Origin of the sequence: Thalassospira sp. SN3W, assembly GCF_038070535.1 — a bacterium.
Taxonomy (GTDB): domain Bacteria; phylum Pseudomonadota; class Alphaproteobacteria; order Rhodospirillales; family Thalassospiraceae; genus Thalassospira; species Thalassospira xiamenensis.
Genome location: NZ_CP121124.1, coordinates 2,571,008 through 2,594,025 on the forward strand (window position 1 = coordinate 2,571,008; position 23,018 = coordinate 2,594,025).

A 23,018-nucleotide genomic window follows, 5' to 3' on the forward strand; every position below is an offset into this window, starting at 1 on the left:
TTCAGTTCGGTTTGGTCGGATCGGTGATGTTGATCGTAATCGCACTGTACCAGTCTGCTGCGGTCTGCATTCCTTTATCGTCAAGCTCGGTTGCAATTGGCGACATGATGTCATGACTACGCTTGCCGTTTCGGAACGCTTTTAACTGTGTTTCGAGATAGATATTGGTTTCACCGGCAAGGTTGGGAACGTCCGGCATTTCCGAAATCCCGTTTGAACCATGGCAGGCGCTGCAAAGTTCCGGGGCATCATTGGGGTTTTTCCCGGCTGGCAGTGTGGCAGTCACATCAAAATGGTTATACCAGGCCGCGGCGTCGGCGATCTGCTGGTCGGTTAAACTTCTGGCAACCACGGTCATCATTTCATGTTCCCGGCTGCCATCGCGAAACGCGCGCAATTGGGTTTCAATATATGCCGCGGGTTCGCCGCCGATATGCGGTGCAATCGGGATGCGGGCAAATCCGTTCAGACCGTGACAGGTTCGGCATATGCCCGCAACTTTCCGGCCGGCATCAATGTCCTGTGCCAAGGAAGCCCCGGCGGGCAAAAGCCCGCCGAGAATCACGATAAGCAATATCCGCATTATTTCCCCTCGTACCAGATGCGGTACAGGGCACCGGCAAGGTCGTCCGATACAATCAGGGACCCGTCGCGCAGCTGGGCGACATCAACCGGGCGGCCAAGATATTCCCCGTTTTCATCGATCCAGCCTTCGGCGAAGGGCTCTATGCGGGCCGTGCCGTCACTGTCGATAAAGGTTACCATCACGCGCGCGCCGACCGGCGTGGTGCGGTTCCACGATCCGTGCTGGGCCGAGAAAATCGCATTCTTGTATTTGGCCGGGAACATCTTGCCCGTGTAGAAGGACATGCCAAGGTCGGCAGCATGTGCAATGGTTTCGACCGCGGGCATCACGACATCATAGGGAACTTCTTCACCGGCATATTCATTTGTGCGAACGTTGCCGCCGCCATACCAGGGATGGCCGAAATGCTGACCGGCTGCTGTCTGGTGATTGATTTCGCCGGGCGGAATGTCATCGCCCATGCCGTCAACCTGATTGTCCGTCCACCATAGTTCGCCGGTTTCCGGATGGAAGTCATGACCGACGGAGTTCCGGACCCCGTATGTGTATACTTCACGGCCGGTTCCATCGATGTTGATGCGTATAATACCGCCTATCCCGTGTTGGCGATAAAGATCAAGCTTGTCCTTGGGGGAAACGTTAAAGGGTTGTCCAAGCGAGATATAAAGTTTGCCATCCGGGCCGATTTTGCAAACACGTGCGGTGTGATTGTAGCTTTCTTCGGACGGTGGAATCAGCTCACCCTGCTTAACGACATTGAATGCCGCGACATCGGGGCTTTCATAGAAAAATTCGGCGGCGGGGAAGGTCAGAACCCTGTTTTGCTCTGCGATATAGAGCATGCCATCGGGAGAGAAGCACGGACCGTTGGGAATGGAGAACCGCAAGGACGGGGCGAAGTCCTTGACCTCGTCGGCAACACGGTCCTTGTTGCGGTCGGTTACCGACCAGACCTTGTCCTTGCGCGTGCCGACAAATGTCACAACCCCTTGCGGGCCAACGGCGATATGGCGGGCATCGGGAACAACGGCATAAAGGGCAATCTTGAAACCGTCCGGCAGAGTAATGCGTTCAAGCGTTTTCTTGATGCCGTCAGCATAGTCACCGGTTTGCTCGATTCTTGTGAACTCGCTGGTGCCTGTAGACTGGAAATTGGAGAGTTTTTCTAGATTGTCTGGAGCGGGGGCCTGTGCGTAGGCCGTTCCAGACATAAACAGGGCGACGCTTGCCCCGATAAGGCGCGTTCTCATAACCTAGTCCTCCCGTTTGTATCGGGCGCAGATTTGACCGGCGCCCGTGCCCCATATGCAGGAGACTGCGCATCGGGCTTCTGGGCTATTATTGCGCCGAAAAACAACGGTCGTCTAAGTTGATTTCACGATGCGGAATAAACGCTTTGGTTATTTTTGGGTCGCAGCCGCTGCATATTCGGAAGGTGTCATGGTTTTCAAAGCCAGCGCGTGAACGCGATCTTTCAGAAGCTGATCAAGGGCTGCGTAAACCAGCCGCTGGCGATTGACCCGGTTTTCGCCATCAAATTTTTGGGAAACGACCAGTACGGAAAAATGCGACTCTCCGCGTGGGTCGGCGCCTGAATGACCGGCATGTTTTGACGAATCATCGATGATTTCGAGTTTCTCGGGGGCGAATTCCGCGGTCAGGATATCGCTAATCTGTTGGGCTACCTGCATGACAATGGCCTCATGTTTCGGTGTGTTTCGCATGAATTAATGCGAAAATCTGACTGTTGGCACCGTTGTGGCACGCGATGGCAGTTTTTCAAGCCTTTTATCGCATTAAAACGGTTCGTATGATATTGCGAAGCTTGATGATCAGAACATATAAACGCAGATGAACCGCGGCCAACGCAACAAACGCAAAACCCTTTACCATGAAGAACCAGACCTGCCCGTATGTGAATGGCCGGGATGTGAAGGTCATGGGGAATTTCGTGCGCCTAAGGACCGCAAGCTTCGCGAGTACTATAAGTTCTGTCTCGACCATGTCCGGGAATACAACAAGTCCTGGAACTATTACGAGGGCATGAAAGCCGAAGACATCGAAAACGATGTCCGGCGTGATACCCATTGGCAACGCCCGACATGGCGGTTCGGGCATATTCGCGGTGCCAAGAAACCGTTCAACTTCAAATTCAGCGACGGTTTCGGCTTCTTTAATGAAGATGGTGATCCGACCCATCATGGCCCAGGGGGTGACCCCGCGGGGGATCGCCGACGCAAAAGCGAAGATGCCCAGCGTCGCGCGGGGGCTATGGGCATGCCATTCGAACAGCAACAGGCCATGGCAACGCTTGATCTTCCTTGGCCGTTTTCCAAGGACGAGCTTAAGTCAAAATACAAGGCGCTGTCGAAAAAATACCATCCCGACGCCAATGGCGGCGACAAGGTTGCCGAAGAACGCTTTAAGAAAATCAGTGCAGCCTATTCGTCGCTGATGAGATACATCCGTGATCTGGAAGCACGTGTTTCCACGTAATCAGGGACTGGTATCGGGCGAAATTTGATAAAATCTGCCTTGCAATTCGTGCCGCGGACCTTTTCATTGTTCGATCCATTGGCGGCGATAGATTTTTTTTGCGCATCTTCCCTTTGTCACGCGCATCTTAGCCGCTATTAATGAGCTAGTTTCAAACGAGACCGCGTCACCGGTCCGACAAATGCGCGAGTACTTATGAGCCAAGGTTACGAAGCGACAGGTGCAGCCGCCGAACATCCGCTGGATGCACCAGACATCAAAATCTCCGTTCGTGAAGCGTTCGGGATTGATTCCGACATGAAGGTTCCGGCATTCAGCCAGGGCAGCGAACATGTTCCCATGATTGATCCGACCTATCGGTTTGATCGCGATACCACGTTGGCCATTCTGGCGGGCTTCGCCCATAACCGCCGCGTGATGATCCAAGGGTATCACGGTACGGGTAAGTCGACCCATATCGAACAGGTTGCTGCACGTCTGAACTGGCCTTGTGTTCGTGTAAACCTTGATAGCCACATTTCGCGTATCGACCTGATCGGCAAAGATGCCATCGTGTTGCGCGATGGCAAACAGATCACGGAATTCCGCGAAGGCATTTTGCCCTGGGCGCTTAAACGTCCGGTTGCGATGGTTTTTGATGAATATGATGCCGGTCGCCCCGATGTGATGTTCGTTATCCAGCGTGTTCTGGAAGTCGATGGCAAGCTGACCCTGCTTGATCAGAACAAGGTCATCCATCCGCATCCGAACTTCCGCCTGTTTGCGACGTCAAACACGGTCGGCCTTGGCGATACCACAGGCCTATATCACGGGACCCAGCAGATCAACCAGGCCCAGATGGACCGTTGGTCGATTGTTGCGACCCTTAACTATCTGTCGGTTGCCGATGAAACCAACATCGTGACCGCCAAGGTGCCGTCGTTCGACAATGCCGAAGGCCGCAAGAAGATCGAGGCCATGGTTGCACTTGCCAACCTGACCCGCCAGGGATTTGTCGCAGGCGACATTTCGACTGTCATGAGCCCGCGTACCGTTATTACGCTTGCGGAAAACGCCGAGATTTTCGGGGAAATTTCCTATGCGTTTCGCGTGACGTTCCTTAACCGTTGCGATGAGGTCGAACGCCCGATCCTTGCTGAATATTATCAGCGGTGCTTTGGCGAGGAACTTCCCGAAGAAGCCATCAATGTGATGGTCCGTTAGGATCATCCATTGTTAAAGCAAATCGGCGACCTGATTCCAGAAGCGAGTAGAGCAATGAAGAATGATGAAGCGCTTTCCGGATTTTTGCGCGGCACAGCGGCGACATTTCGTGCGCTTGCCGGACGCAATGATCTTGAAGTCGGCTTTGTCAAAGGCGGCCGGGCAGGTGGCTATGGCGAACATGTGCGCCTGCCGATGCCCAAACAGGCGCTGCCGAAGGACGAGGTTGCCGACCTGCGCGGGGTTGCCGATGGCTGGGCGTTGAAACTGCGTCACCATGATGTGGCCCTTCATGCCCGCCGTATGCCCGAAACCGCCGAGGCACAGGCCGTTTACGACGCGCTGGAAACGGCCCGTTGCGAGGCAGTTGGTTCGCGTTATTTCCCCGGTGTGCGCAAGAACCTGCGTGAACATGCCGAACAGGATTGCCGTGCCAAAAACTTCCATCGGTTGACGGCGCGCGAAGATGCCCCGTTTGCTGATGCAATCGGGATGCTGGCGCGCGAGATTTTTACTGGCGAACCCGCCCCGTCATCGGCCCGCCCGCTGATCGATCTGTGGCGTGCCCATATCGAAGAAAATGCCGGTACAGACCTGAACGATCTGCGCGATCTGATTGACGATCAGGATGCGTTTGCGCGGGGATTGCGCCGCCTGCTTGATCATTTGTCTCTTGAAGATGATATCGACGAAGCCCCGCCTGAAAATGACGGCGAGGATGAGGACGAAAAAGAAGGCGAAACCGACCCGGACGAGGAACTTGACAGTCAGGGTGGCCAGCAGGGGCAGGCCGACGAGTCCGAACCTGATGGTGATGATCAGCAGCAGGATGCCGGTACCGAAGAAGCCGAAGCCGGTGAAGGCGATATCGATGACCAGCAGCTTGAAGCGATGTCGCAGGAAGAACAGCCTGCCGGACCGGGCGAACAGCCGGAATTTGACGGTCGGAACGAACCGATTGAACGCGGCTATGAACCCTTTACGCGTGAATTTGATGAAATCGTAACTGCCGACGAGCTTTGCGAAGGCCTGGAGCTTTCGCGTCTGCGCGCCATGCTCGATAAGCAGCTTGCGAATTTGCAGAATGTCGTTTCGCGCCTTGCCAACCGCTTGCAGCGCCGCCTGATGGCGCAGCAAAATCGTGGCTGGGACTTCGACCTTGAAGAAGGCATCCTTGATGCGGCGAAGCTGGCGCGTATTGTTTCAACACCTTCGACCTCGCTGTCCTTCAAACAGGAACAGGATACAGATTTCCGGGATACGGTCGTGACGCTGCTGATCGATAATTCCGGTTCCATGCGCGGGCGCCCGATTACGATTGCCGCACTATCTGCCGACATTCTGGCACGTACCCTTGAACGGTGCGGGGTGAAGGTCGAAATCCTTGGTTTCACTACCCGTCAGTGGAAAGGCGGGCAATCGCGCGAAAAATGGGTTGAAAGTGGCAAGCCGCCAAAACCGGGCCGTCTCAACGACCTGCGACACATCATCTATAAAGCGGCCGATACCCCGTGGCGGCGCGCGCGCAAGAATCTTGGCCTGATGCTGCGCGAAGGATTGCTTAAGGAAAATATCGACGGCGAAGCCCTGCTTTGGGCGCACGAACGCCTTCTGGGCCGCTCGGAACAACGCCGGATTTTGATGGTGATTTCCGACGGCGCGCCGGTCGATGATTCGACCCTGTCGGTGAATTCCGGAAATTACCTTGAACGGCACTTGCGCGAGGTCATCGACTGGATTCAGACCCGTTCGCCAGTTGAACTGCTTGCGATCGGGATCGGACATGATGTGACCCGCTATTACCAGCGTGCGGTAACGATCAACGACCCCGAAGAACTTGGCGGGACGATGTTGCGTGAATTGTCCGATCTGTTCGATGAACAGGGGGGCCGTCAACCCAAACGTCCGATGCGTCATGTGCCTGCGGATACCGCCAAGGACAAGGCGACCGGTGATCGTGACCGCTGGTAGGTCATGGGGATAGGGCCGTTATGACAGCCATTACCCGCTTTGCCCCCAGTCCGACCGGGTTTCTGCATATTGGTCATGCGGCCTCGGCCCTGTTTTCCGCAAAACAGGCCGGTCCGAATGGTCGTTTCCTTTTGCGGATCGAAGATATAGATCAAACCCGCTGTCGCCCGGAATATGTTGATGCGATCTTTGAGGACCTTGCTTGGCTCGGGCTTCAATGGGAAAACCCTGTCCGTATACAGTCACAGCATTTCCGTGATTATGAGAAGGTGCTGGATCGTTTGACCGATGCCGGGCTGCTTTATCCGTGCTTTTGCACGCGAAAAGACATTCAGGAAGAAATCGCGCGGATTGGAAATGCGCCGCATGGGCCGGATGGTGTGCTTTACCCGGGGACCTGTCGTAATCGGAGTGCTTCCGAGCGCGCAGATCGTGTTGCGACGGGGGAAAGCTATGCGCTGCGTCTGGATATGGTGCGTGCCCTTAGACAGGTCGCCAGCCCGTTATCGTGGTATGACCGCAAGGTTGGCAAACAGGATGCAACGCCGGAAATATTTGGCGATGTTGTTCTGGCGCGCAAGGACACGCCGACAAGCTACCATCTATCGGTAACCCATGATGATCATTTGCAGGGCATCAACCTTGTCACCCGCGGTCAGGATCTGTTTTTTGCAAGCCACCTGCATCGCCTGTTACAGGAATTGCTGGGGTATGATGTTCCTGAATATCATCATCATGGTCTGCTTGCGGGCCCGGATGGCAAACGGTTTGCCAAGCGCGACAAATCAAAAACACTGCGATCCATGCGTGACGAGGGCATGAGCGCCGAAGAGGTTATTGCGCTGAGCGGATATGTCTAGGTGACGTCGTTCTGGTTTCCAGAAGGTCAGGACGTTCGACGAACCAGCTGCGAATAAAATCAATCATCAACCGGTTTTTGACCGGCAGGTTTTCCTGATAGGGGTAAACCAGATAGATCGGTCGTAACGGCGATGAATAGCCATCCAGTGCCGTTTCAAGCAATCCGTCGAAGATTGCCGGAAGGGCAACATACCGGGGCAGCCGGGCAACGCCCAATCCGCGGATCGCGGCATTGCGCAACAGCGGATAATGGTTAAGGCGCAGATTGCCCTGTGCCGGAACTGATTGTGCGCCATCATCGGAAAAGAAAACCCAGTTGCCGTCCTTGTAGTACTGAAAATTCAGCAGGCAATTGTGATTTACCAGATCGGCGGGGGTTTCGGGTTTCGTATGCTTTGCCCAGTAGGTAGGGCTTGCGCAGATCAGTTCGGACAATTGACCCAGCGGAATGGCAACCTGTTCTGGGTCGTCGGTTAATCCGACGCGAATGGCGATATCGATATGGGCAGATTGCAGCGCGCGGAAGGTGTTTTCCAGTTCCATTTCGATCTGTATGCGCGGATGTGCTTTTTGAAATGCGACGATGATGTCATCAAGAAACATCTCGCCAAAGGAAACGGGCACCGTAATGCGAACGGTGCCGACCGGTTCGCCGCGCAGAGCCTCGACGGCTTCGAATGCGGCGGCGGCACTTTGGGTGATGTTTTGGCAATAACCCAGAAATGTGATCCCGATTTCGGTTGGTTCTACCTTGCGGGTTGACCGGAACAGCAATTGCGCCCCCAGCTCTGATTCCAGTCTTTTGACATGCTGACTGATCAGGCCCTTGGACACGCCAAGTGCCTTGGCGGCGTGGGTAAAGCCACCGTTTTCCATGACGGCCGCAAAGCTGCGCATTTCATTCAGATAATCTTTCATTGTTTAGAATATTAAACAAAATGTTTGGAAATAACCAGATTATCCTTGCAATTGTCTCATGAGACAATCCTTCCATCGAAGCACTTCCAAGGATGGAGGATCAGATGAAAGTTCTTTTGGTAGGCGCATCGGGGATTGTCGGGCGCGGGATTGATTCCGAGTTGTCCCAACGCCACGACATTATCCGTGCGTCCCGCGCAAGTGGAGACGTTAATGTTGACCTGACGGATATCGCATCAATCCGTGCGATGTTTGAAAAGGTTGGCAAAGTCGATGCGGTTATTTCTGCGACCGGAAAGGTTCATTTCGGTGATTTCGCCGAAATGGACGATGACAAATACCGCATCGGGATCAATGACAAACTGATGGGGCAGGTCAATCTGGTGCTGGTTGGGCGTGATCACGTGGCAGACAATGCATCATTCACGCTGACCACTGGTATCCTGTCCAAAGATCCGATCCGTTACGGTAGCTCGGCCTCGATGGTGAATGGCGCAATCGAGTCTTTTGTGCGGGCTGCTGCAATCGAAATGAAACCGGGGCTTCGCATCAACGCGGTCAGCCCCGGTGTGATCCTTGAGGCCATGGAAGGCTATGCACCGTATTTCCGCGGGCATGATCCCGTTCCGGCGGCACGTGCGGCCCTTGGCTATGCCAAATCGGTCGAGGGTCTTCAGACCGGGCAAGTCTTCGAGATATTCTGAGGGTATATTCTGACGATCTGGCATCGAAAGCCGACCGGGGTAAAACCGGGTCCTGGTCGACTTTGGGGCTTACAAGGGGCATTGCTTCAAAAAAACCGCACTTTCTATCTGGAATTATTTAGGGTGACTGCTTACCATCCAAATAGCTAATGTTGCGCATCCGATTGTTAAGCGTGTAAACGGCTATAACGGAATTTCCGGATGGGGCAGTTCACAGCCAGGATGGCTGACACCTTGAAACGGCTGCTTTTGGAACCCGGACACGGGACCGAAGCAGCGCCGAAATTGCAAAAGAAGGTTCGCGCGGACCTTCTTGATCTTGCCTATCGCAACAACTGGGCGAATGTCCTTGTCAATCTGTCGGCCGGAAGTGGTCTTGTCGGGACGCTTTGGTTTCAATCCGAACTATCATTTGGCATGACCGTCTGGATTTGCGTGATTTTTGCAACGACGGTGATCCGGCTTTTTATCGGGTATCGCTATCATGTCGAACGACGGCTGGTTTCGGCATTTGATGATGCGGAATTCCATAGATGGTTTATGCGATATGCCTGTGGTGTTTGTTCCGGCGCTATCCTTTGGGCGTTGGCGTCAATCTTTGACTTGCCAACGCAAAGTAATGAAAGCCGTTTCGTAACCCTGATCATATTGGCGGGGCTTGCCGGTGGCGCGACAGGAATTCTTGCACCTGTTTTCAGGGTCGGCCGGTTCTATCTTCTGATGTTGCTACTGCCTGCCTGTATTGTTCTGATTGTCATGCCGGAGCCGAATTACGTTCTGTCGGGGCTTGGCTTCATCTTTGTAACCGTCATGATGATCACCCATCGCAATAATCACGGTATTCTGTATCGGTCGCTTGTGCTGAAGCACGAAAATGACTCTCTGGTTGACGACCTGCGCGAGAAAAACCGGATAACCGAGAACTGGAATGCGACACTTGAAGCTCGGGTGGCGAAACGAACCCGTGAACTTCGCAATCTTCTGGTGCGCGACACCCTGACAGGATTGCTGAACCGTGATGGCATCGTTTCCTGGTTTGAAGAAGCGCGCGCAAGCTGGGGCAATCGTGCCTATGCCGTTCTGTTCATTGATCTTGATCATTTCAAACAGATCAATGACGGGCTCAGTCATGCGATCGGTGATCTGGTGCTTAAGGAAGTTTCGCACCGTTTACGGGAATATGTCGATGATCGTCATGCTGTCGGGCGGTGGGGTGGTGATGAATTCATCATGATTCTGACTGATCAGCCGGAAAATCTGCATCAGCTGGTGGACCAAACCATCGCCGAGGTCCGGGCGGCGGTTAACCGGCCAATCCATATCGCACGGCAGACATTGCATGTCGGTTTCAGCACTGGTGTGGCATTTGGTATGGAGGAGAACCCGCAGATTGCGGAATTGATCCATTGGGCCGATCTGGCCGCAGCCGAGGTTAAGCGGTCCGGGCGTGGCAGCGTGCAAAGTTATGACAGCAAGTTGCTTGTTGAGCAGGAACGTCGATTGGCGATCAATCAGGCCCTGCGTCAGGCTTTGTCCGCCAATGAGCTTTTTCTTGAATATCAGCCGGTCGTCAGTGCGAAGACGGGCGACATTACCGCCTATGAAGTGTTGCTGCGCTGGGAAAGTGCAGAGCTAGGCCGTGTAGCACCAGACGAGTTTATTCCGATTGCCGAGGAATCGGCACTGATTGTCGATATCGGTGAATGGGTGATGCGCGAAGCCTGCAAAACGATCTTGGACTGGTCCGGCTTTGCCGGTGGGCCCAAGATTGCGGTTAACGTATCGGTGCGTCAGATCGTTGTACCGCGTTTTGCCCGTATGGTGGAAAATCTGCTGCTTGAAACGGGTCTGCCAGCCAACCGTCTGACTATTGAAGTGACAGAATCGATCTTTGATATCCGGCGCACACAACTGATTTCAGAAGTCCTGTCTGATCTGCATGATCAGGGAGTGGAGGTTCATATTGATGATTTCGGTACGGGCTATTCATCGCTTTCCCGCCTGCATCAGATCCGCGTCGATGCGGTCAAAATCGATAAATCTTTCATCCTGAAAATGGATGTCAATTCACGTGCGGTGATCGAAGGCGCCATTCTGATTGCGCATCGGTTCGGTCTTGATGTTATTGCCGAGGGTATTGAGACCGAGCAGCAACGTAGCGAACTTGCGGCGATGGGGGTTGATGCCTATCAGGGATATTTCTTTGCCCGCCCGTCGGCGGGGCCTTGTGAAAATCCCCATTGGCAACAAAGAGGTTCAGCCGTCTGATCGTGATTTTTCAGGCGAAAGCCCCCCTAAAACAATAAAACGGCCAGCCGAAACTGGCAGGCCGTTTTATTGTTTGCAGACAGCGCGCAGGATTAGCGGCTGAAATCCAGAAGCACGAGGAAGACGACCGGGACCAGTGCGAGTGCGACGTAAATCCAGACCGATGCAATCGGCACACCGAAATGCGCAAGCACATAGCCGGCCAGATACAAAACAAGGCCGATCACAGCGACCAGCAGAATGCCCAAAAGGGGCAAGGATACCTTGGAATCGGTTTTCATCATGCGCAGTGCTCCCCAAGCGTGTGCGGAATAACTATGACGGCACGCTAACACCGAATGCGCGATGATGTTTTGACAAGGATCAATCTGGGTGACCTTGGGTGTTCTGACCTCTACCTTCTGAATCCTTATAAAGAACGTAACGTCAAAGAGCCAATATGGGCAGCGAGAAGGCCTGAACCCGACTTTATATATGTTTGTCTTTGCCGGATGCCGTCCAGAATCGGGTCGCATCATCGTTATGTAATTGCTAAACCGAACCGGGGGTATGGCTGTGTGCCGGGGAAAATCGCTTGATTGCGTGTGGTTGAGATGGGAAAAGCCGTCCTTGCGTGATGCAATATGAACGGATTGCGCAAAACAGGTGTTTTTGTCGCGTAAAAGCGTGGATGAAGGCTTGACGGCATCTGTCAGAGACGGTAATAACCCGGCTCCAAGCGCGGGCCTGCCTGTCAGGCCAAGCGTCCTTTTGCGAATTATAGACCAGGAGATCAGGTCATGGCACGTCGCTGCCCGGTATCCGGCAAAGGCGTTTTGGTCGGCATGAATGTGAGCCACGCCCACAACCGCACCAAACGTCGTTTCCTTCCGAACCTTCAGCCGGCTTCGCTGCTGAGCGAAGCGCTGGGTCGTTCGGTGCGTCTGCGTCTGACCACCAATGCGATCCGCACCATTGAAAAACGTGGTGGTCTGGATGCATATGTGCTCGGCACAGCAGCTTCCAAGCTGTCGGCAGAGCTGGTGAAAGTCAAACGCCAGATCGCCAAAGCTGTTGAAGCGAAAGCTGCCTAAGGCAGACTTTTGCTTTAAGAATTACGAAGGCTCGCGATTGCGGGCCTTTCGTTTTTCAAAGATTTCAGATCGCCCTGTTCCGGGGCCATAAAAGGGTCGTGCATCATCGATGCGCGGCCTTTTTGTTTGTCCGGGCGTTGATGTGACTGATTGCGAGTCGTACCTGGTGCCGCCGGTTTTGCGTAAATGTTTGCGACTCGGCCTCAAGCGGGATTTGCGCTTTGCGAAAATTGGTCTATACTTTTCTCTATCAGTGATTTACGTGACCGCGTCGCATGGATTGATGAAACGTCATGATATGTTCATCACCCGCGATTCGCGAACCTGCTAAATAGTGGGTGCGACTCGGTAAACACGGTGGAGCGGATGATATGCATTTATCGCCCAATGCGTGTCCGGCACTTGTCCTTAACGCCGATTTCCGGCCGTTAAGCTATTTCCCGCTGTCCTTGTGGTCCTGGCAGGATACGCTTAAGGCAGTGTTTCTGGAACGCGTTGATGTTCTCTCGGAATATGATCGCGAAGTCCATTCCCCGTCTTTCAAAATGAAACTGCCGAGTGTCATATCGCTCAAGGAATATGTATCGCTCAAAAGCAGTCCGGCCTTTACCCGGTTCAACGTTTTCCTGCGTGACCAGTTTTCCTGCCAGTATTGCGGGGATCGTCTGCCGACCAGTGACCTGACATTCGATCACGTCATTCCGAGGTCGCGGGGCGGGCGAACGAACTGGTCCAATATTGTGACTGCCTGTTCGGACTGTAACCTTTTCAAGGGTAGCCGATCGATCAGGGAAGCCGGACTCCGGCTGCGCAGGACCCCCGAACAGCCGAGCATGCACGAACTCCAGACCATCGGACGCCGCTTCCCGCCAAACTATCTTCACGAAAGTTGGCGGGATTTTTTGTATTGGGATACCGAACTGGAATACGACTTCTGATCCGGGTCCGGTATATGTGGACAAAGTAAAAGCACCGTCGTTTCCGGCGGTGCTTTTATGTTTTACGAAGTCTTTCGCAATCTGACTACCAGCGATATTTGACCGTGGCGAGAATCGTGCGTCCCTGACCGTAGTAGCAGGCATTTGTTCCCGAGCAACTTGCGACCCAACGTTCATCCGTCAGGTTGGTCGCATTCAATGCCAGAAGGTAGCCTTCAATCTCATAGTGGATGCCGGCATCAAACAGAGTGGTTGACGGGACTTCAACGGTGTTTGACTGATCAGCGTACTGTTTACCGAGATAGCGAACGCCACCATTGAACCCAAAGCCGCTCATTGCGCCGGACTGTAAGGTATAATCAGCCCAAAGAGATGCTGTATGTTCCGGAACGCCGACCGGGGCTTTGCCCTGATAGCCATCGTTGTCTTTGGTGACTTCGGCATCGTTGAAACTGTATGCAGCTTTGCCAACCAACCCTTCAAAAGGCTCAATGGTTGCTTCCAGTTCGATACCGCGCGAGCGGACCTCGCCTGACTGGATTTTACGTGCTGTATCGTCAGGGTCGGTTGTCGTGACATTTTGACGGCGCAGATCATATAAGGCAGCGGTTAACAGGCCATCGAAGCTTTCAGGTTCGTATTTGGCACCAATTTCGTATTGCTGACCTGTTTCAGGATCAAAGTTTTGCGTTCCCTGACTGGCGGCGGGGGTAAAGGATTCCGAGTAGCTGATATATGGCGTAAGGCCGAGTTCGGTTTTGTAAACGAGCCCGGCCTGACCGGAAAAGGCATGATCGTTTTTGCTGCTCTCTGCACCGTTATTCGCGTTGTCGTATTTTTTCTCGTCTGACCAGTCCTGGCGACCGCCAAGGGTCAATACCCAATGTTCATCAAACTCGATCTGATCTTGTGCATAAACACCAAGCTGGCGAAGCGTTACATCGTCATCGTACCAAGTCGTCAGGGCAGACAGAGTTCCGCCGTAGGACGGGTTATAGACGTTTAGCGCCGACGCACTGCCGAACGCTGCATAACGATCATAGATGTAATGCTGATAATCCAGTCCGGTCAGAAGGGTGTGATTGACAGTTCCGGTTTCAAACCGGGTTTCCAGCTGGTTATCAATTGTAATGGCATGTGCATTCTGGTCGGTGCGCAGGAGACTGCGGTTTAGCGTGCCAGCATTTACATCTGCCCAGCCGTTTCCGTAGATTGTTTTGTAATCGACATCAACAAAGGCATATCGCGCGTTCTGGCGGAATGTAAGATCATTCGTGAAGTCATGGCTGAGCTCGTAACCGAGTGAATACTGAATGCGCTTGTAGCCCTCAAACGCCGGTTCCCCGGTAAAGACATCAACTGGAATTGCACCATTGGGGGCGCCAAAGATTGTTCCGACGGCGGGCAGCCAGTTGTTTGCCGAGCCGGTATCGTCTTCCTGATAATGGGTGAGAAGGGTCAAGGAAGTGTCGTCATTTTCCCATTTCAGCGATGGCGCAAGATAAATCCTTTTGTCATCGACCATATCGGTCTGGGTGCCGGAATCTTTGACGAGGCCTGTAACGCGGTAAAGAACGCTTCCGTCTTCAACCAGCTTGTCGCCGATGTCAAAGGCCCCTTGTTTGTGATCGAAGCTGCCGGTTTGCAGTTCTACTTCGTTCAGCATGTCTGCATGAGGGCGCTTGGAAACGACGTTGACGATACCGCCCGGCGCATTCTGACCATAAAGAACCGATGTCGGGCCACGCAGGAGTTCAATGCGTTCTGCCCCATATGCCTCTTGCTTGAATGACGCATAACCCGATGAGCGAAGCTGCATACCATCGCGGTAAAGGCCTATGTCCTGTTGGGCGAAGCCCCGCACCTTGAACCAGTCATAGCGGGTGTCGTAACCATACAAATCCGGTTGAATGCCCGGCGAATATTTAAGGGCATCCATAACGGTCTGGGCTTGGCGTGTTTCGATCTCTTTTTTTGAGATGACCGATATGGCGCGGGGCGTTTCCGAGATCGCGGTACCGGTTTTGGTTGCTGTTGCACTTTGCTTTGCAACATATCCCTTAACAGGTGACGTTGCTGTTTCACTTTGTTGGTCGGCTTCGATCACGATGGGATCAACAAGGATTTCGTCTTTGGCCTGCTGTGCGAAAGCCTGCATTGGTGATGTTGCGAAAATCATTGCAACACTGCCAAGAAGAGCGGCTCTTAAGTTCTTGTCTCTGAAGGACTTCATTGGGTCTGTTCTCTGCGTCAGTTGTCACGTGTGACGTCCCGATAGCACGCAGCGAAAGGGGAAATATTGAACCCTATTTGGCTATATTGAACGGTTTTTGGTTTAATTTATGATAGCCTGTTCGCGGCGCCATGCGCCGGGTGTGGTGCCTGTGATGCGGCGGAATACCCGTGTGAGATGGGCCTGATCTGCAAAGCCGATTTGGGTTGCGATGGATGCCAAAGGAGTATCGCATTTACGCAGCATGGTTTTGGCACGTTCTATTCTGGCTTTCATCTGCCACTGGTGGGGCGGCATGCCTGTGCTCTCGCGAAAAGCCGAGCAGAAATAAGATTGAGACAGTCCTGCAAGTTCGGCTAATTCATCCAGACGAATAACGCGACCGCAATTTTGTTCAATATAATCGACAGTCCTGCGTAGCTGGAACGGGGCGAGCCTGCCGCGTTTGCGTGTCGTATCGGTTTCTGGCATCGGTGCCAGAAGGGCGCTGGTCAGTGCGGTCAAAAGTCCTTCACCATATAGCGCCGGTGATGGGCTATCGGTTGCGATGTCGTCGGCAATCATGCGCACAAGCGCATTGATGCGCTGATCATAAAAGCCGATCCGCGGCATTTCGAGGACGCTGGAATCTGCCTTGTAGCCAAGACATTGTTCAAGCCGTTGTGTATCAAGATGGATGTCAAGATGGCGCAGCCGGCATGAGCCCTGTACCTCAGAGGTGACATGCATGCCGGCTGGAATATAGAACAGGCACCCCTGATCACCGCGGCCTTCACCAGTATGGTTTTTGTTCGCGCGAATGCAAAATTGCGCATCCCCGGCACATTCCAGAATGGCAACCAGTCGCGGCGCTTCCGAGACATAACTGCCACCCGAGGTTTCTGCACATTGCACATGCCATAGATCGGTAATCCCTGTGTTCCAGCGTCTGAAACGAAGTTCTTCCAGGAATGTGATTCCTTCGATCTTGGTTGTCATATGGGGATGGAATGTCTGGTCTGGCATTCCTGCCTATATCCTCGCTGGGTATATTTTCTCTTCGGTCGTGCTCGATCAGCGCAGACCTATCTGGTTCGGTATTCCTTAAGGCCGCGGATATTATAAGAAGAATTTTATGCAAACAAGAATAATTCGCATTATTATTTAACGGAGGGAAAAAGAATATCTCGTGTCCGCAATCTGGTGTGTTTTTCGCAAAAAAAAGCCTGCCAGCAAAACGTCTGGCAGGCCGGATTTCGGGTTTGACTTTGATCGTTCTAGCGTTTCATCCACCGTGATGGAGCGATCAGGCAAAGGATCGTCAGCGCGGCCGAGAAGAAGACATTGACTGTCGGCATAGTGATGCCAAACAGGGCCCAGTCGATCTTGTCACAGCGGACAATCGGCTGGGCCATCAGTTGCGCTTTCAGGTCGGCGACCGATGCCGCGCCGCTGGTAAGGCCGCCACACATGGCCGGACCTTCCCACCAGAGTTCCTGAACGCCGACATGATAGAGCGCAATTCCGGTACCAATGGCAAAGGCAACACCGCATAGATAAACAAGAACCCGCGAAGCACCCGGTATGCGCAGCAGCAAAAGGGCAAGAATGGCAAGGCCACCGGCAACATAAAACGGTACGCGTTGATAAAGGCATAACACACAGGGCAAAAGCTTCTGCACATACTGCGCATAGAAGGCAAAGCCGAGGCTTCCGGCAGAAATCAGGAAAATGGCAACAGGTGGCAGGGCTGGGGCATAATGTGCGCGAAGCAATTTGATCATCGGATTGTTCCGTTATCGTTTTTCGGTGTTAACCGTGCGGGATCAGTTTGATGGCGGCAAATCCACCGACAAGAACCACGACAAATATGGTAAAAACGAGGCCAAGCCGCCTTTCGATAAAGTCGCGAATGACCGGGCCAAACTTCCAGATCAGGGCTGCAATAATGAAGAAGCGCAAACCACGCGCCAGAACCGATGCGACCATGAATATTGCCGGATCAAGTGCTGTCACACCCGACAGGATGGTAATGACCTTGTAGGGGAACGGGCTTATCCCGGCGATGAACACAGCCCAGGCACCCCATTCGTTATAATAATCGCGGAATACATCGAACTTGGCGCTATAGCCGTAAAGTTGCAATACCGGTTGGCCGATGCTTTCAAAAAGGAAGTAGCCGATGCCATAACCGGCAATGCCGCCAAGAACAGACCCGACAAGGCAGATTAACGCATAGCGCCATGCGCGTGTTGGCGCGGCAATGATCATCGGGATCAGAAGAACGTCCGGCGGGATTGGAAAAACCGAACTTTCGACAAAGGCGATAATGAAAAGTGCAATGGCAGCGTGGCGATGGGCGGCCAGGCCAAGGGTCCAGTCATAAAGGCTGCGCAGCACGGAAACGCCCTTTGCATTTAAGACGATAAAAACAATACGGCACTATGGCCCAGGAACGGCTGATGTAACCGCATTTGGGGCCGTCTCGCAATGCCGTTTTCCCGAGAAAAGTCCGCTGCGGCCAAAGATGTAATTTTTGCGCAAAGCCCCATTGACCGGACGAAAATTACAGCTATTATCCGCCCCCACGATGGCGGGTGCGCTAATGCACCCATATGTGCCTGCCCCTGTGGCGGAATTGGTAGACGCGGCAGACTCAAAATCTGTTTCTCTTTGAGAGTGGGAGTTCGATTCTCCCCGGGGGCACCATCGCTTTTTCAAAATCAATCTCCAAGAAATGCTCGTGGTATCCCGTGTCGTGTTTGCGGGCTGTTGCGCGCTAACCGATCATTCTAAGTCTTGAGTTGATCGATATCCGCTCCCTTTTTCGGTGGAAATGCTGATTTGCGTCACCTTTTTGTTGGCACGACAATTGCCACTCTCTGAGTGCTTATCAACTTAGGGAGGAATAAATGCAAAAAGCAAAAATCCTGATTTCTGCATCAATAATATTGGGTTTCATCGGAGCTGCCGGCAGTGCATCGGCAGATGACAGGTTCATCTCGCGGTTTGGTCCGGATGATCAGATCGGAGCCGCAAACTATCTTTCATCAGATGTAACCCTTGCGGCAAGCAAGCTGATTTCCAAGGGAAAAGTCTACTCATTGGGTATGGAAATTTCGCGCGATACGCCTGCATTCGCACCGCGTGGTGTGGCTGTAACGGTTTTCTCGCCCGGGCAAAGTGGCAACAAGACCATCGGCAGCAATGCCGGAACCTATAATGACGACATGTTTACCGGTTGGCTCGGCGTGGGAACCCAGATTGATGGCCTTGGTCATCTTGGAGATCACCACACTTACTATAACAATAATCACGCCGAAGACATGGTCGCTGCCACCGGATTGACCAAGCTGGGTATTGAAAATGTTCCGCCAATGGCAACCCGTGGTGTGCTGCTGAACGTTGCCGCGATAAAGGGAGCCGCCCGGTTGGAAGGTGGATATGTCATTACCCTGGATGATATCATGGCCGCCCAAAAGGCGGCTGGGACTGAAATCCGCAAGGGTGACGTTGTTCTGATCCATACCGGCTGGCTTGATCTGGTGGGTAAGGATAATGCGCTTTATGGCAAGACCGAACCCGGTATCGGGCTGGAAGCAGCGGAATGGCTGGCTACGCGGGGTGTGGTCGCGGTTGGCGGAGATACATGGGGCCTCGAAGCGGTTCCTCACGAGGACCCGAATGCCTTCTTCCCGGTTCATGTGAAGCTTCTGGCAGAAAACGGCGTTTATATCCTTGAAAACATCGTCACCAAGGATCTGGCAGCAGACCGCGCCCACGAGTTTCTTTTTGTTCTGGGGCAGGCAAAGTTAAAAGGCGCAGTCCAGATGATCATCAACCCGGTTGCCATTCGGTAATCCGGGATCGCCTCAATTGATTTTAAGAACCGGCGGCCAAGCGACCAAACAGGCCGCCGGTTCTTTGCCACTGTATAAATCGGAGTTCACAAGCGGCTAAATCAGAAAACGCTGCGGTAAATGGCTTCAATATCGTTTATCGTCATATCGCGCGGATTGCTCTCGATCAGGCGATGGATTTTGGTAAAAACCTCCTCGGCCATTTCAGGCAGAGAGTCTTCGGTGATCCCCAGTTCATGCAATCGTGTTTCAAGGCCGCTGGCAAGGACCATTGCCTCAATCCGGCGAACAAAGGCCTCTGCGGCATCTTCATCGGATGAGAAATCGGCATCTTCGATCAGACAGGGCGCAAGTTCGGCATAGAGTTTACTTGCGGCGGGCAGGTTGAAACGCAAAACTTGCGCCATTACCAGTGCATTGGCGTGTCCGTGCGGAATATGAAACCGTGCACCCAACGGATAAGCCAGCCCATGGACGGCTGCGACTGACGCATTGGCAAAGGCCATCCCGGCAATCAGTGAGCCCTGAAGCATTGCAGATCGGGCTTCCTTGTCGCCGGGGTTTTCAATCACCTTCATCAGGTTCTTGCCGAGCAGAGAAAGCGCGGTGATTGCCATGCCATCAGCAATCGGGTTTTTGCGTGTGCGGCTGGTGTATCCTTCGATGGCATGAACCATCGCATCAAGACCGGTTGCCGCGGTGACTTTCTGTGGCAACCCATAGGTCAGTTCAGCATCCAGAAGCGCGATATCGGGCATCAGTTGCGGGGTATAAACAACCTGTTTCAGATTATTGTTATCGGTGATGACCGACACCCAGGTGACTTCCGATCCGGTGCCAGCGGTTGTCGGGATCTGGATCAGGGGCAAACGGTCGCCGGTTGCCTTGTCGATCCCGTAAATGCCTTCGATTGTCTGATCGCTATTGGCAAGCAGCGCGACAAGTTTGGCACTATCAAGCGAACTGCCACCCCCAAGACCAACCACACCATCAGCCTGCCACTCCTTGGCACCATCAATGGCCTGCTGAACGATATTCTGGGGGGGATCAGCTTTAACATCGGAGAATATCTGAACGGCAATACCAGCCGCTTCCAACGATTTTTGCACCTGATCGGCAAAGCCAAGTGTGACAATGCCCGGATCGCAAACAACAGTGACGCGGGTTGCGCCAAGTTCTTTCATCAGGGTGCCGGTTCTGGCAATGCCGCCCGCCTCGCATACGATGCGCGGGACACTACGAAACATGAAACTCATGGTGGGGCTCCTTGTTGCCGGTCAGTTGGCTTTCCCGGCAAGACCGCCGAGACACATATATTTGATTTCGACAAAATCATCGATGCCATATTTCGATCCTTCGCGGCCGATACCGGATTCTTTCACACCGCCAAACGGGGCTGATTCTGTGGAAATGATCCCTTCATTGATACCGACAATGCCGTATTCCAGTGCTTCGCCAACCCGCCAGATACGACCGATATCACGGGCATAGAAATAGGCCGCCAGTCCAAAGGGCGTATCATTGGCCATACGAATGGCGTCTGCCTCGTCGCGGAACCTGAACAGGGGGGCAACCGGGCCAAAAATTTCCTCGGAGAAAATCCGCATGTCGGCGGTAACACCGGTCAGGATGGTCGGGCTGAAGAAGTTGCTACCCGGTTTGGCGCGTGCGCCACCCAATACTGCTTTTGCGCCACAACTGATCGCGTCATTGACAAGGGTTTCGACCTTCTCAATGGCCTTGGTATTGATCAGCGGCCCCTGGGTTACACCCTCCTCGGTGCCGGGACCGACACGCAGCCTGGCAACGGCGGCGGCAAGTTTTTCGGCAAAGGCGTCATAGACACCTTCCTGCACCAGAATGCGGTTGGCACAAACGCAAGTCTGTCCGGCATTGCGGTATTTCGATGCGATGGCACCGGCAACGGCCTCGTCAAGATCGGCATCATCAAAGACAATAAATGGCGCATTTCCGCCAAGTTCCAGACTGACCTTTTTGACCGTATCAGCACATTGCCGCATCAGAAGCTTGCCGACCTGGGTTGAACCGGTAAAGGACAGTTTGCGCACAATCGGATTGCCGGTCAGTTCATTGCCGATATCCGCCCCGTGCGATGCGGTCACCACATTGATCACGCCATCGGGGAAACCCGCACGCTTTGCGAGTTCGGCAAGGGCAAGGGCGGTCAAGGGCGTGTCTTCGGCAGGTTTGATGACAACGGTACAGCCCGCGGCAAGTGCCGGGGCACATTTGCGGGTGATCATGGCCATCGGGAAATTCCAGGGCGTGATCGCAGCAACAACGCCAATCGGTTGTTTGACCGTGATGATGCGTTTATCCGCACCGTGCGAGGGAATGACATCGCCATAAATGCGTTTACCTTCTTCGGCAAACCATTCAAGGAATGACGCGCCATAGGCCACTTCGCCACGGGCCTCGGCAAGGGGTTTTCCCTGTTCGCGAGTCATCAGCAAGGCAAGGTCTTCCTGTGCGGCCATGCACATGTCAAACCATTTGCGAAGGATGTTTGCCCGTTCCTTGGCAGTATTTGTCCGCCATGCCGGAAGGGCGGCATTGGCGGCATCAATCGCCAGCCGGGTTTCGGATGCCCCCATATCGGGAACATCGGCAAGATATGCGCCGGTTGCCGGATCTGTCACTGAAAAGGTTATACCATTTTCAGCCGACACCCATTTGCCATTGATATGACCAAGGGTTTGCCAAAGACCGGTATCATTGAGTTCAATCGTCATGGGGCTATCCTGCGGTTAAAGCACGGAGGCATATATGTTGCGGGCGGCTTCAAAGGTCATCTCGCGCGGATTATTGATCAAAAGACGTTCGACCTTCATCGCGTCCGTCGCCAACATGTCGAGATCGGACTCGGTCACGCCGACATCGCGCAGCTGTCGGGTAAACGGCATGCGTTCGACCATGTCGGTCATGTAGCTGATAAAGCGATCACAGGCGGCATTATCATCGGCAAACCGTTCACCCGGCAGAACAGCACGGGCCAGTTCCGCATATTGTACGTGGGCGGCATCGCGGTTGAATTTAAGAACCTCGATCAGGACAAGCGCATTACTGTGACCATGCGGCACATGAAAATGCCCACCCAGCGGATAGGCCAGCGCATGAACAGCTGCGACCGGGGCATTGGCGAATGCCATGCCGGCCATCATTGATCCTTGCAACATGGCTTCGCGGGCTTCGCGTGATGGTGTTGCCGATACCGCATCATCAATATGGGCGGTCATCAGCTGCATCGCGCGAATGGCCAAACCATCAGACAGCGCGTTTTTCTTGTGCTTGGTTGTATAGGCCTCTATTGCATGAACCATCGCATCAATACCGGTCATTGCCGTAATCGATGCAGGAAGACCCATCGTCAGTTTGGCATCAAGCAATGCGACATCCGGATAAAGAAGCGGCGATACAACGCCCTTTTTCTCCTGGGTCGGAGTGGTAACGATGGAAATGGGCGTGACTTCGGAACCGGTGCCTGCGGTAGTTGGAACCTGAATAAGCGGTAGTCTCGGTCCTTTTGCCAGACCGATCCCATAGATCGCATCAAGTTGCTGCGGGTTGCCACACAGCAAGGCCACCAGCTTGGCGGTATCCATCGATGATCCACCACCCAGGCCGATAATGATGTCGGCCGCGAAATCCATCGCGCCCTTTACGGCATCAAGGATGGTGCTTTCAGGCGGGTCGGCTTCAACACGTGTCCACAGAAGAGTATCGATCCCGTCATCAATAAGGGCCTGATAGGGGGCATCAATCAATCCGGCTTTCTGCAGGCCCGGATCGGTGATGAGGATGGCGCGTTTTGCGCCGAACTCGTTACACAGGCTGCCCAACTGAAGTGCGCCATCAAACTCGCAGATGACGCGGGGCGTGGTTTCAAATGTAAAATCTGACATGGGGG

Annotated in this window: 21 protein-coding genes and 1 tRNA gene; 10 read left to right on the forward strand and 12 right to left on the reverse strand. The window is 53.6% G+C overall.

The window, feature by feature from the left end:
- Position 1: 1 nt before the first annotated feature.
- From P8T57_RS11595 to P8T57_RS11605, 3 genes are all read right to left on the reverse strand, one after another.
- Entirely contained in the window at positions 2-583 is a 582-nt protein-coding gene (locus tag P8T57_RS11595; protein WP_341363173.1) for a c-type cytochrome, read from the reverse strand.
- A complete protein-coding gene (locus P8T57_RS11600) occupies positions 583-1,836 on the reverse strand; it encodes a PQQ-dependent sugar dehydrogenase (protein WP_007089040.1) in 1,254 nt (417 codons plus the stop codon). Before P8T57_RS11600 ends, P8T57_RS11595 begins: the two co-directional genes overlap by 1 nt.
- Positions 1,837-1,986: 150 nt before the next feature.
- Positions 1,987-2,277 carry a BolA family protein gene (locus P8T57_RS11605; RefSeq protein WP_040060428.1) on the reverse strand — a complete coding sequence of 97 codons (291 nt, stop codon included), beginning with the start codon at positions 2,275-2,277 and terminating at the stop codon, positions 1,987-1,989.
- Positions 2,278-2,437: 160 nt separating this feature from the next.
- On the opposite strand from P8T57_RS11605, the gene P8T57_RS11610 reads away from it, so the two are divergent.
- The 4 genes from P8T57_RS11610 to gluQRS all read left to right on the forward strand — a co-directional run bounded on the left by P8T57_RS11610 (position 2,438) and on the right by gluQRS (position 7,116).
- A complete protein-coding gene (locus tag P8T57_RS11610) occupies positions 2,438-3,082 on the forward strand; it encodes a DnaJ domain-containing protein (RefSeq protein WP_341363174.1) in 645 nt (214 codons plus the stop codon).
- A 195-nt stretch (positions 3,083-3,277) separates the two neighbouring features.
- The gene (gene cobS, locus P8T57_RS11615) at positions 3,278-4,285 is read left to right on the forward strand and encodes a cobaltochelatase subunit CobS (RefSeq protein WP_007089037.1); all 1,008 of its coding nucleotides are present in this window, start codon (positions 3,278-3,280) and stop codon (positions 4,283-4,285) included.
- Positions 4,286-4,339: 54 nt separating this feature from the next.
- Entirely contained in the window at positions 4,340-6,256 is a 1,917-nt protein-coding gene (gene cobT / locus P8T57_RS11620; RefSeq protein WP_037990567.1) for a cobaltochelatase subunit CobT, read from the forward strand.
- 20 nt (positions 6,257-6,276) lie between these two features.
- Entirely contained in the window at positions 6,277-7,116 is an 840-nt protein-coding gene (gluQRS, locus tag P8T57_RS11625) for a tRNA glutamyl-Q(34) synthetase GluQRS (protein WP_341363175.1), read from the forward strand.
- Here gluQRS and P8T57_RS11630 read toward each other — a convergent pair.
- Positions 7,091-8,014, reverse strand: a complete 924-nt coding sequence (locus tag P8T57_RS11630) for a LysR family transcriptional regulator (protein ID WP_341363176.1) — start codon at positions 8,012-8,014, stop codon at positions 7,091-7,093. The genes gluQRS and P8T57_RS11630 overlap by 26 nt on opposite strands.
- A 125-nt stretch (positions 8,015-8,139) precedes the next feature.
- Between P8T57_RS11630 and P8T57_RS11635 the strand changes: the two genes are divergently transcribed.
- Positions 8,140-8,739: a short chain dehydrogenase gene (locus P8T57_RS11635; RefSeq protein WP_341363177.1), complete on the forward strand. Its 600-nt coding sequence runs from the start codon at positions 8,140-8,142 to the stop codon at positions 8,737-8,739.
- A 234-nt stretch (positions 8,740-8,973) separates the two neighbouring features.
- Entirely contained in the window at positions 8,974-11,007 is a 2,034-nt protein-coding gene (locus tag P8T57_RS11640; RefSeq protein ID WP_341363178.1) for a bifunctional diguanylate cyclase/phosphodiesterase, read from the forward strand.
- Between the two features lie 92 nt (positions 11,008-11,099).
- Here P8T57_RS11640 and P8T57_RS11645 read toward each other — a convergent pair whose 3' ends face one another.
- A complete protein-coding gene (locus P8T57_RS11645) occupies positions 11,100-11,291 on the reverse strand; it encodes a hypothetical protein (RefSeq protein ID WP_007089031.1) in 192 nt (63 codons plus the stop codon).
- A gap of 495 nt (positions 11,292-11,786) precedes the next feature.
- Here P8T57_RS11645 and rpmB point away from each other — a divergent pair, with 495 nt between their 5' ends.
- Both rpmB and P8T57_RS11655 read left to right on the forward strand, forming a co-directional pair.
- Positions 11,787-12,080: a 50S ribosomal protein L28 gene (gene rpmB / locus P8T57_RS11650; protein ID WP_037990572.1), complete on the forward strand. Its 294-nt coding sequence runs from the start codon at positions 11,787-11,789 to the stop codon at positions 12,078-12,080.
- Between the two features lie 371 nt (positions 12,081-12,451).
- Positions 12,452-13,018 (forward strand): HNH endonuclease, encoded by a 567-nt coding sequence (locus P8T57_RS11655; protein ID WP_007089028.1) that lies wholly within the window; start codon positions 12,452-12,454, stop codon positions 13,016-13,018.
- A gap of 85 nt (positions 13,019-13,103) precedes the next feature.
- Here the strand turns inward: P8T57_RS11655 and P8T57_RS11660 are convergent, their stop codons facing one another.
- The 4 genes from P8T57_RS11660 to P8T57_RS11675 all read right to left on the reverse strand — a co-directional run bounded on the left by P8T57_RS11660 (position 13,104) and on the right by P8T57_RS11675 (position 17,630).
- The gene (locus P8T57_RS11660; protein ID WP_341363179.1) at positions 13,104-15,251 is read right to left on the reverse strand and encodes a TonB-dependent siderophore receptor; all 2,148 of its coding nucleotides are present in this window, start codon (positions 15,249-15,251) and stop codon (positions 13,104-13,106) included.
- A 102-nt stretch (positions 15,252-15,353) separates the two neighbouring features.
- Positions 15,354-16,256: an AraC family transcriptional regulator gene (locus tag P8T57_RS11665; RefSeq protein ID WP_341363180.1), complete on the reverse strand. Its 903-nt coding sequence runs from the start codon at positions 16,254-16,256 to the stop codon at positions 15,354-15,356.
- Positions 16,257-16,507: 251 nt separating this feature from the next.
- Positions 16,508-17,014, reverse strand: coding sequence for a disulfide bond formation protein B (locus tag P8T57_RS11670; protein ID WP_063095265.1), 507 nt, complete (start codon positions 17,012-17,014; stop codon positions 16,508-16,510).
- A 28-nt stretch (positions 17,015-17,042) separates the two neighbouring features.
- Positions 17,043-17,630, reverse strand: a complete 588-nt coding sequence (locus tag P8T57_RS11675; RefSeq protein ID WP_037990576.1) for a YqaA family protein — start codon at positions 17,628-17,630, stop codon at positions 17,043-17,045.
- A 223-nt stretch (positions 17,631-17,853) separates the two neighbouring features.
- Here P8T57_RS11675 and P8T57_RS11680 point away from each other — a divergent pair.
- Positions 17,854-17,939: transfer RNA gene (locus P8T57_RS11680), tRNA-Leu, on the forward strand.
- Between the two features lie 203 nt (positions 17,940-18,142).
- Positions 18,143-19,090: a cyclase family protein gene (locus tag P8T57_RS11685; RefSeq protein WP_341363181.1), complete on the forward strand. Its 948-nt coding sequence runs from the start codon at positions 18,143-18,145 to the stop codon at positions 19,088-19,090.
- Between the two features lie 101 nt (positions 19,091-19,191).
- Here the strand turns inward: P8T57_RS11685 and P8T57_RS11690 are convergent, their stop codons facing one another.
- From P8T57_RS11690 to P8T57_RS11700, 3 genes are read right to left on the reverse strand one after another with little or no spacing between them, the layout of a single operon-like run.
- The gene (locus P8T57_RS11690; protein WP_341363182.1) at positions 19,192-20,346 is read right to left on the reverse strand and encodes an iron-containing alcohol dehydrogenase; all 1,155 of its coding nucleotides are present in this window, start codon (positions 20,344-20,346) and stop codon (positions 19,192-19,194) included.
- Positions 20,347-20,367: 21 nt separating this feature from the next.
- On the reverse strand, positions 20,368-21,843 hold the full coding sequence (locus tag P8T57_RS11695; protein WP_341363183.1) for an NAD-dependent succinate-semialdehyde dehydrogenase: 1,476 nt from the start codon (positions 21,841-21,843) through the stop codon (positions 20,368-20,370).
- 15 nt (positions 21,844-21,858) lie between these two features.
- Positions 21,859-23,013 carry an iron-containing alcohol dehydrogenase gene (locus P8T57_RS11700; protein ID WP_063095262.1) on the reverse strand — a complete coding sequence of 385 codons (1,155 nt, stop codon included), beginning with the start codon at positions 23,011-23,013 and terminating at the stop codon, positions 21,859-21,861.
- Positions 23,014-23,018 lie beyond the last annotated feature (5 nt).

Bases quoted from the DNA above. Each gene is read 5' to 3' on its own strand.
- P8T57_RS11595 (WP_341363173.1), bottom strand. From the start codon at position 583: ATGCGGATATTGCTTATCGTGATTCTCGGCGGGCTTTTGCCCGCCGGG.
- P8T57_RS11600 (WP_007089040.1), bottom strand. From the start codon at position 1,836: ATGAGAACGCGCCTTATCGGGGCAAGCGTCGCCCTGTTTATGTCTGGA.
- P8T57_RS11605 (WP_040060428.1), bottom strand. From the start codon at position 2,277: ATGCAGGTAGCCCAACAGATTAGCGATATCCTGACCGCGGAATTCGCC.
- P8T57_RS11610 (WP_341363174.1), top strand. From the start codon at position 2,438: ATGAACCGCGGCCAACGCAACAAACGCAAAACCCTTTACCATGAAGAA.
- cobS (WP_007089037.1), top strand. From the start codon at position 3,278: ATGAGCCAAGGTTACGAAGCGACAGGTGCAGCCGCCGAACATCCGCTG.
- cobT (WP_037990567.1), top strand. From the start codon at position 4,340: ATGAAGAATGATGAAGCGCTTTCCGGATTTTTGCGCGGCACAGCGGCG.
- gluQRS (WP_341363175.1), top strand. From the start codon at position 6,277: ATGACAGCCATTACCCGCTTTGCCCCCAGTCCGACCGGGTTTCTGCAT.
- P8T57_RS11630 (WP_341363176.1), bottom strand. From the start codon at position 8,014: ATGCGCAGCTTTGCGGCCGTCATGGAAAACGGTGGCTTTACCCACGCC.
- P8T57_RS11635 (WP_341363177.1), top strand. From the start codon at position 8,140: ATGAAAGTTCTTTTGGTAGGCGCATCGGGGATTGTCGGGCGCGGGATT.
- P8T57_RS11645 (WP_007089031.1), bottom strand. From the start codon at position 11,291: ATGATGAAAACCGATTCCAAGGTATCCTTGCCCCTTTTGGGCATTCTG.
- rpmB (WP_037990572.1), top strand. From the start codon at position 11,787: ATGGCACGTCGCTGCCCGGTATCCGGCAAAGGCGTTTTGGTCGGCATG.
- P8T57_RS11655 (WP_007089028.1), top strand. From the start codon at position 12,452: ATGCATTTATCGCCCAATGCGTGTCCGGCACTTGTCCTTAACGCCGAT.
- P8T57_RS11660 (WP_341363179.1), bottom strand. From the start codon at position 15,251: ATGAAGTCCTTCAGAGACAAGAACTTAAGAGCCGCTCTTCTTGGCAGT.
- P8T57_RS11665 (WP_341363180.1), bottom strand. From the start codon at position 16,256: ATGCCAGACCAGACATTCCATCCCCATATGACAACCAAGATCGAAGGA.
- P8T57_RS11670 (WP_063095265.1), bottom strand. From the start codon at position 17,014: ATGATCAAATTGCTTCGCGCACATTATGCCCCAGCCCTGCCACCTGTT.
- P8T57_RS11685 (WP_341363181.1), top strand. From the start codon at position 18,143: ATGCAAAAAGCAAAAATCCTGATTTCTGCATCAATAATATTGGGTTTC.
- P8T57_RS11690 (WP_341363182.1), bottom strand. From the start codon at position 20,346: ATGAGTTTCATGTTTCGTAGTGTCCCGCGCATCGTATGCGAGGCGGGC.
- P8T57_RS11695 (WP_341363183.1), bottom strand. From the start codon at position 21,843: ATGACGATTGAACTCAATGATACCGGTCTTTGGCAAACCCTTGGTCAT.
- P8T57_RS11700 (WP_063095262.1), bottom strand. From the start codon at position 23,013: ATGTCAGATTTTACATTTGAAACCACGCCCCGCGTCATCTGCGAGTTT.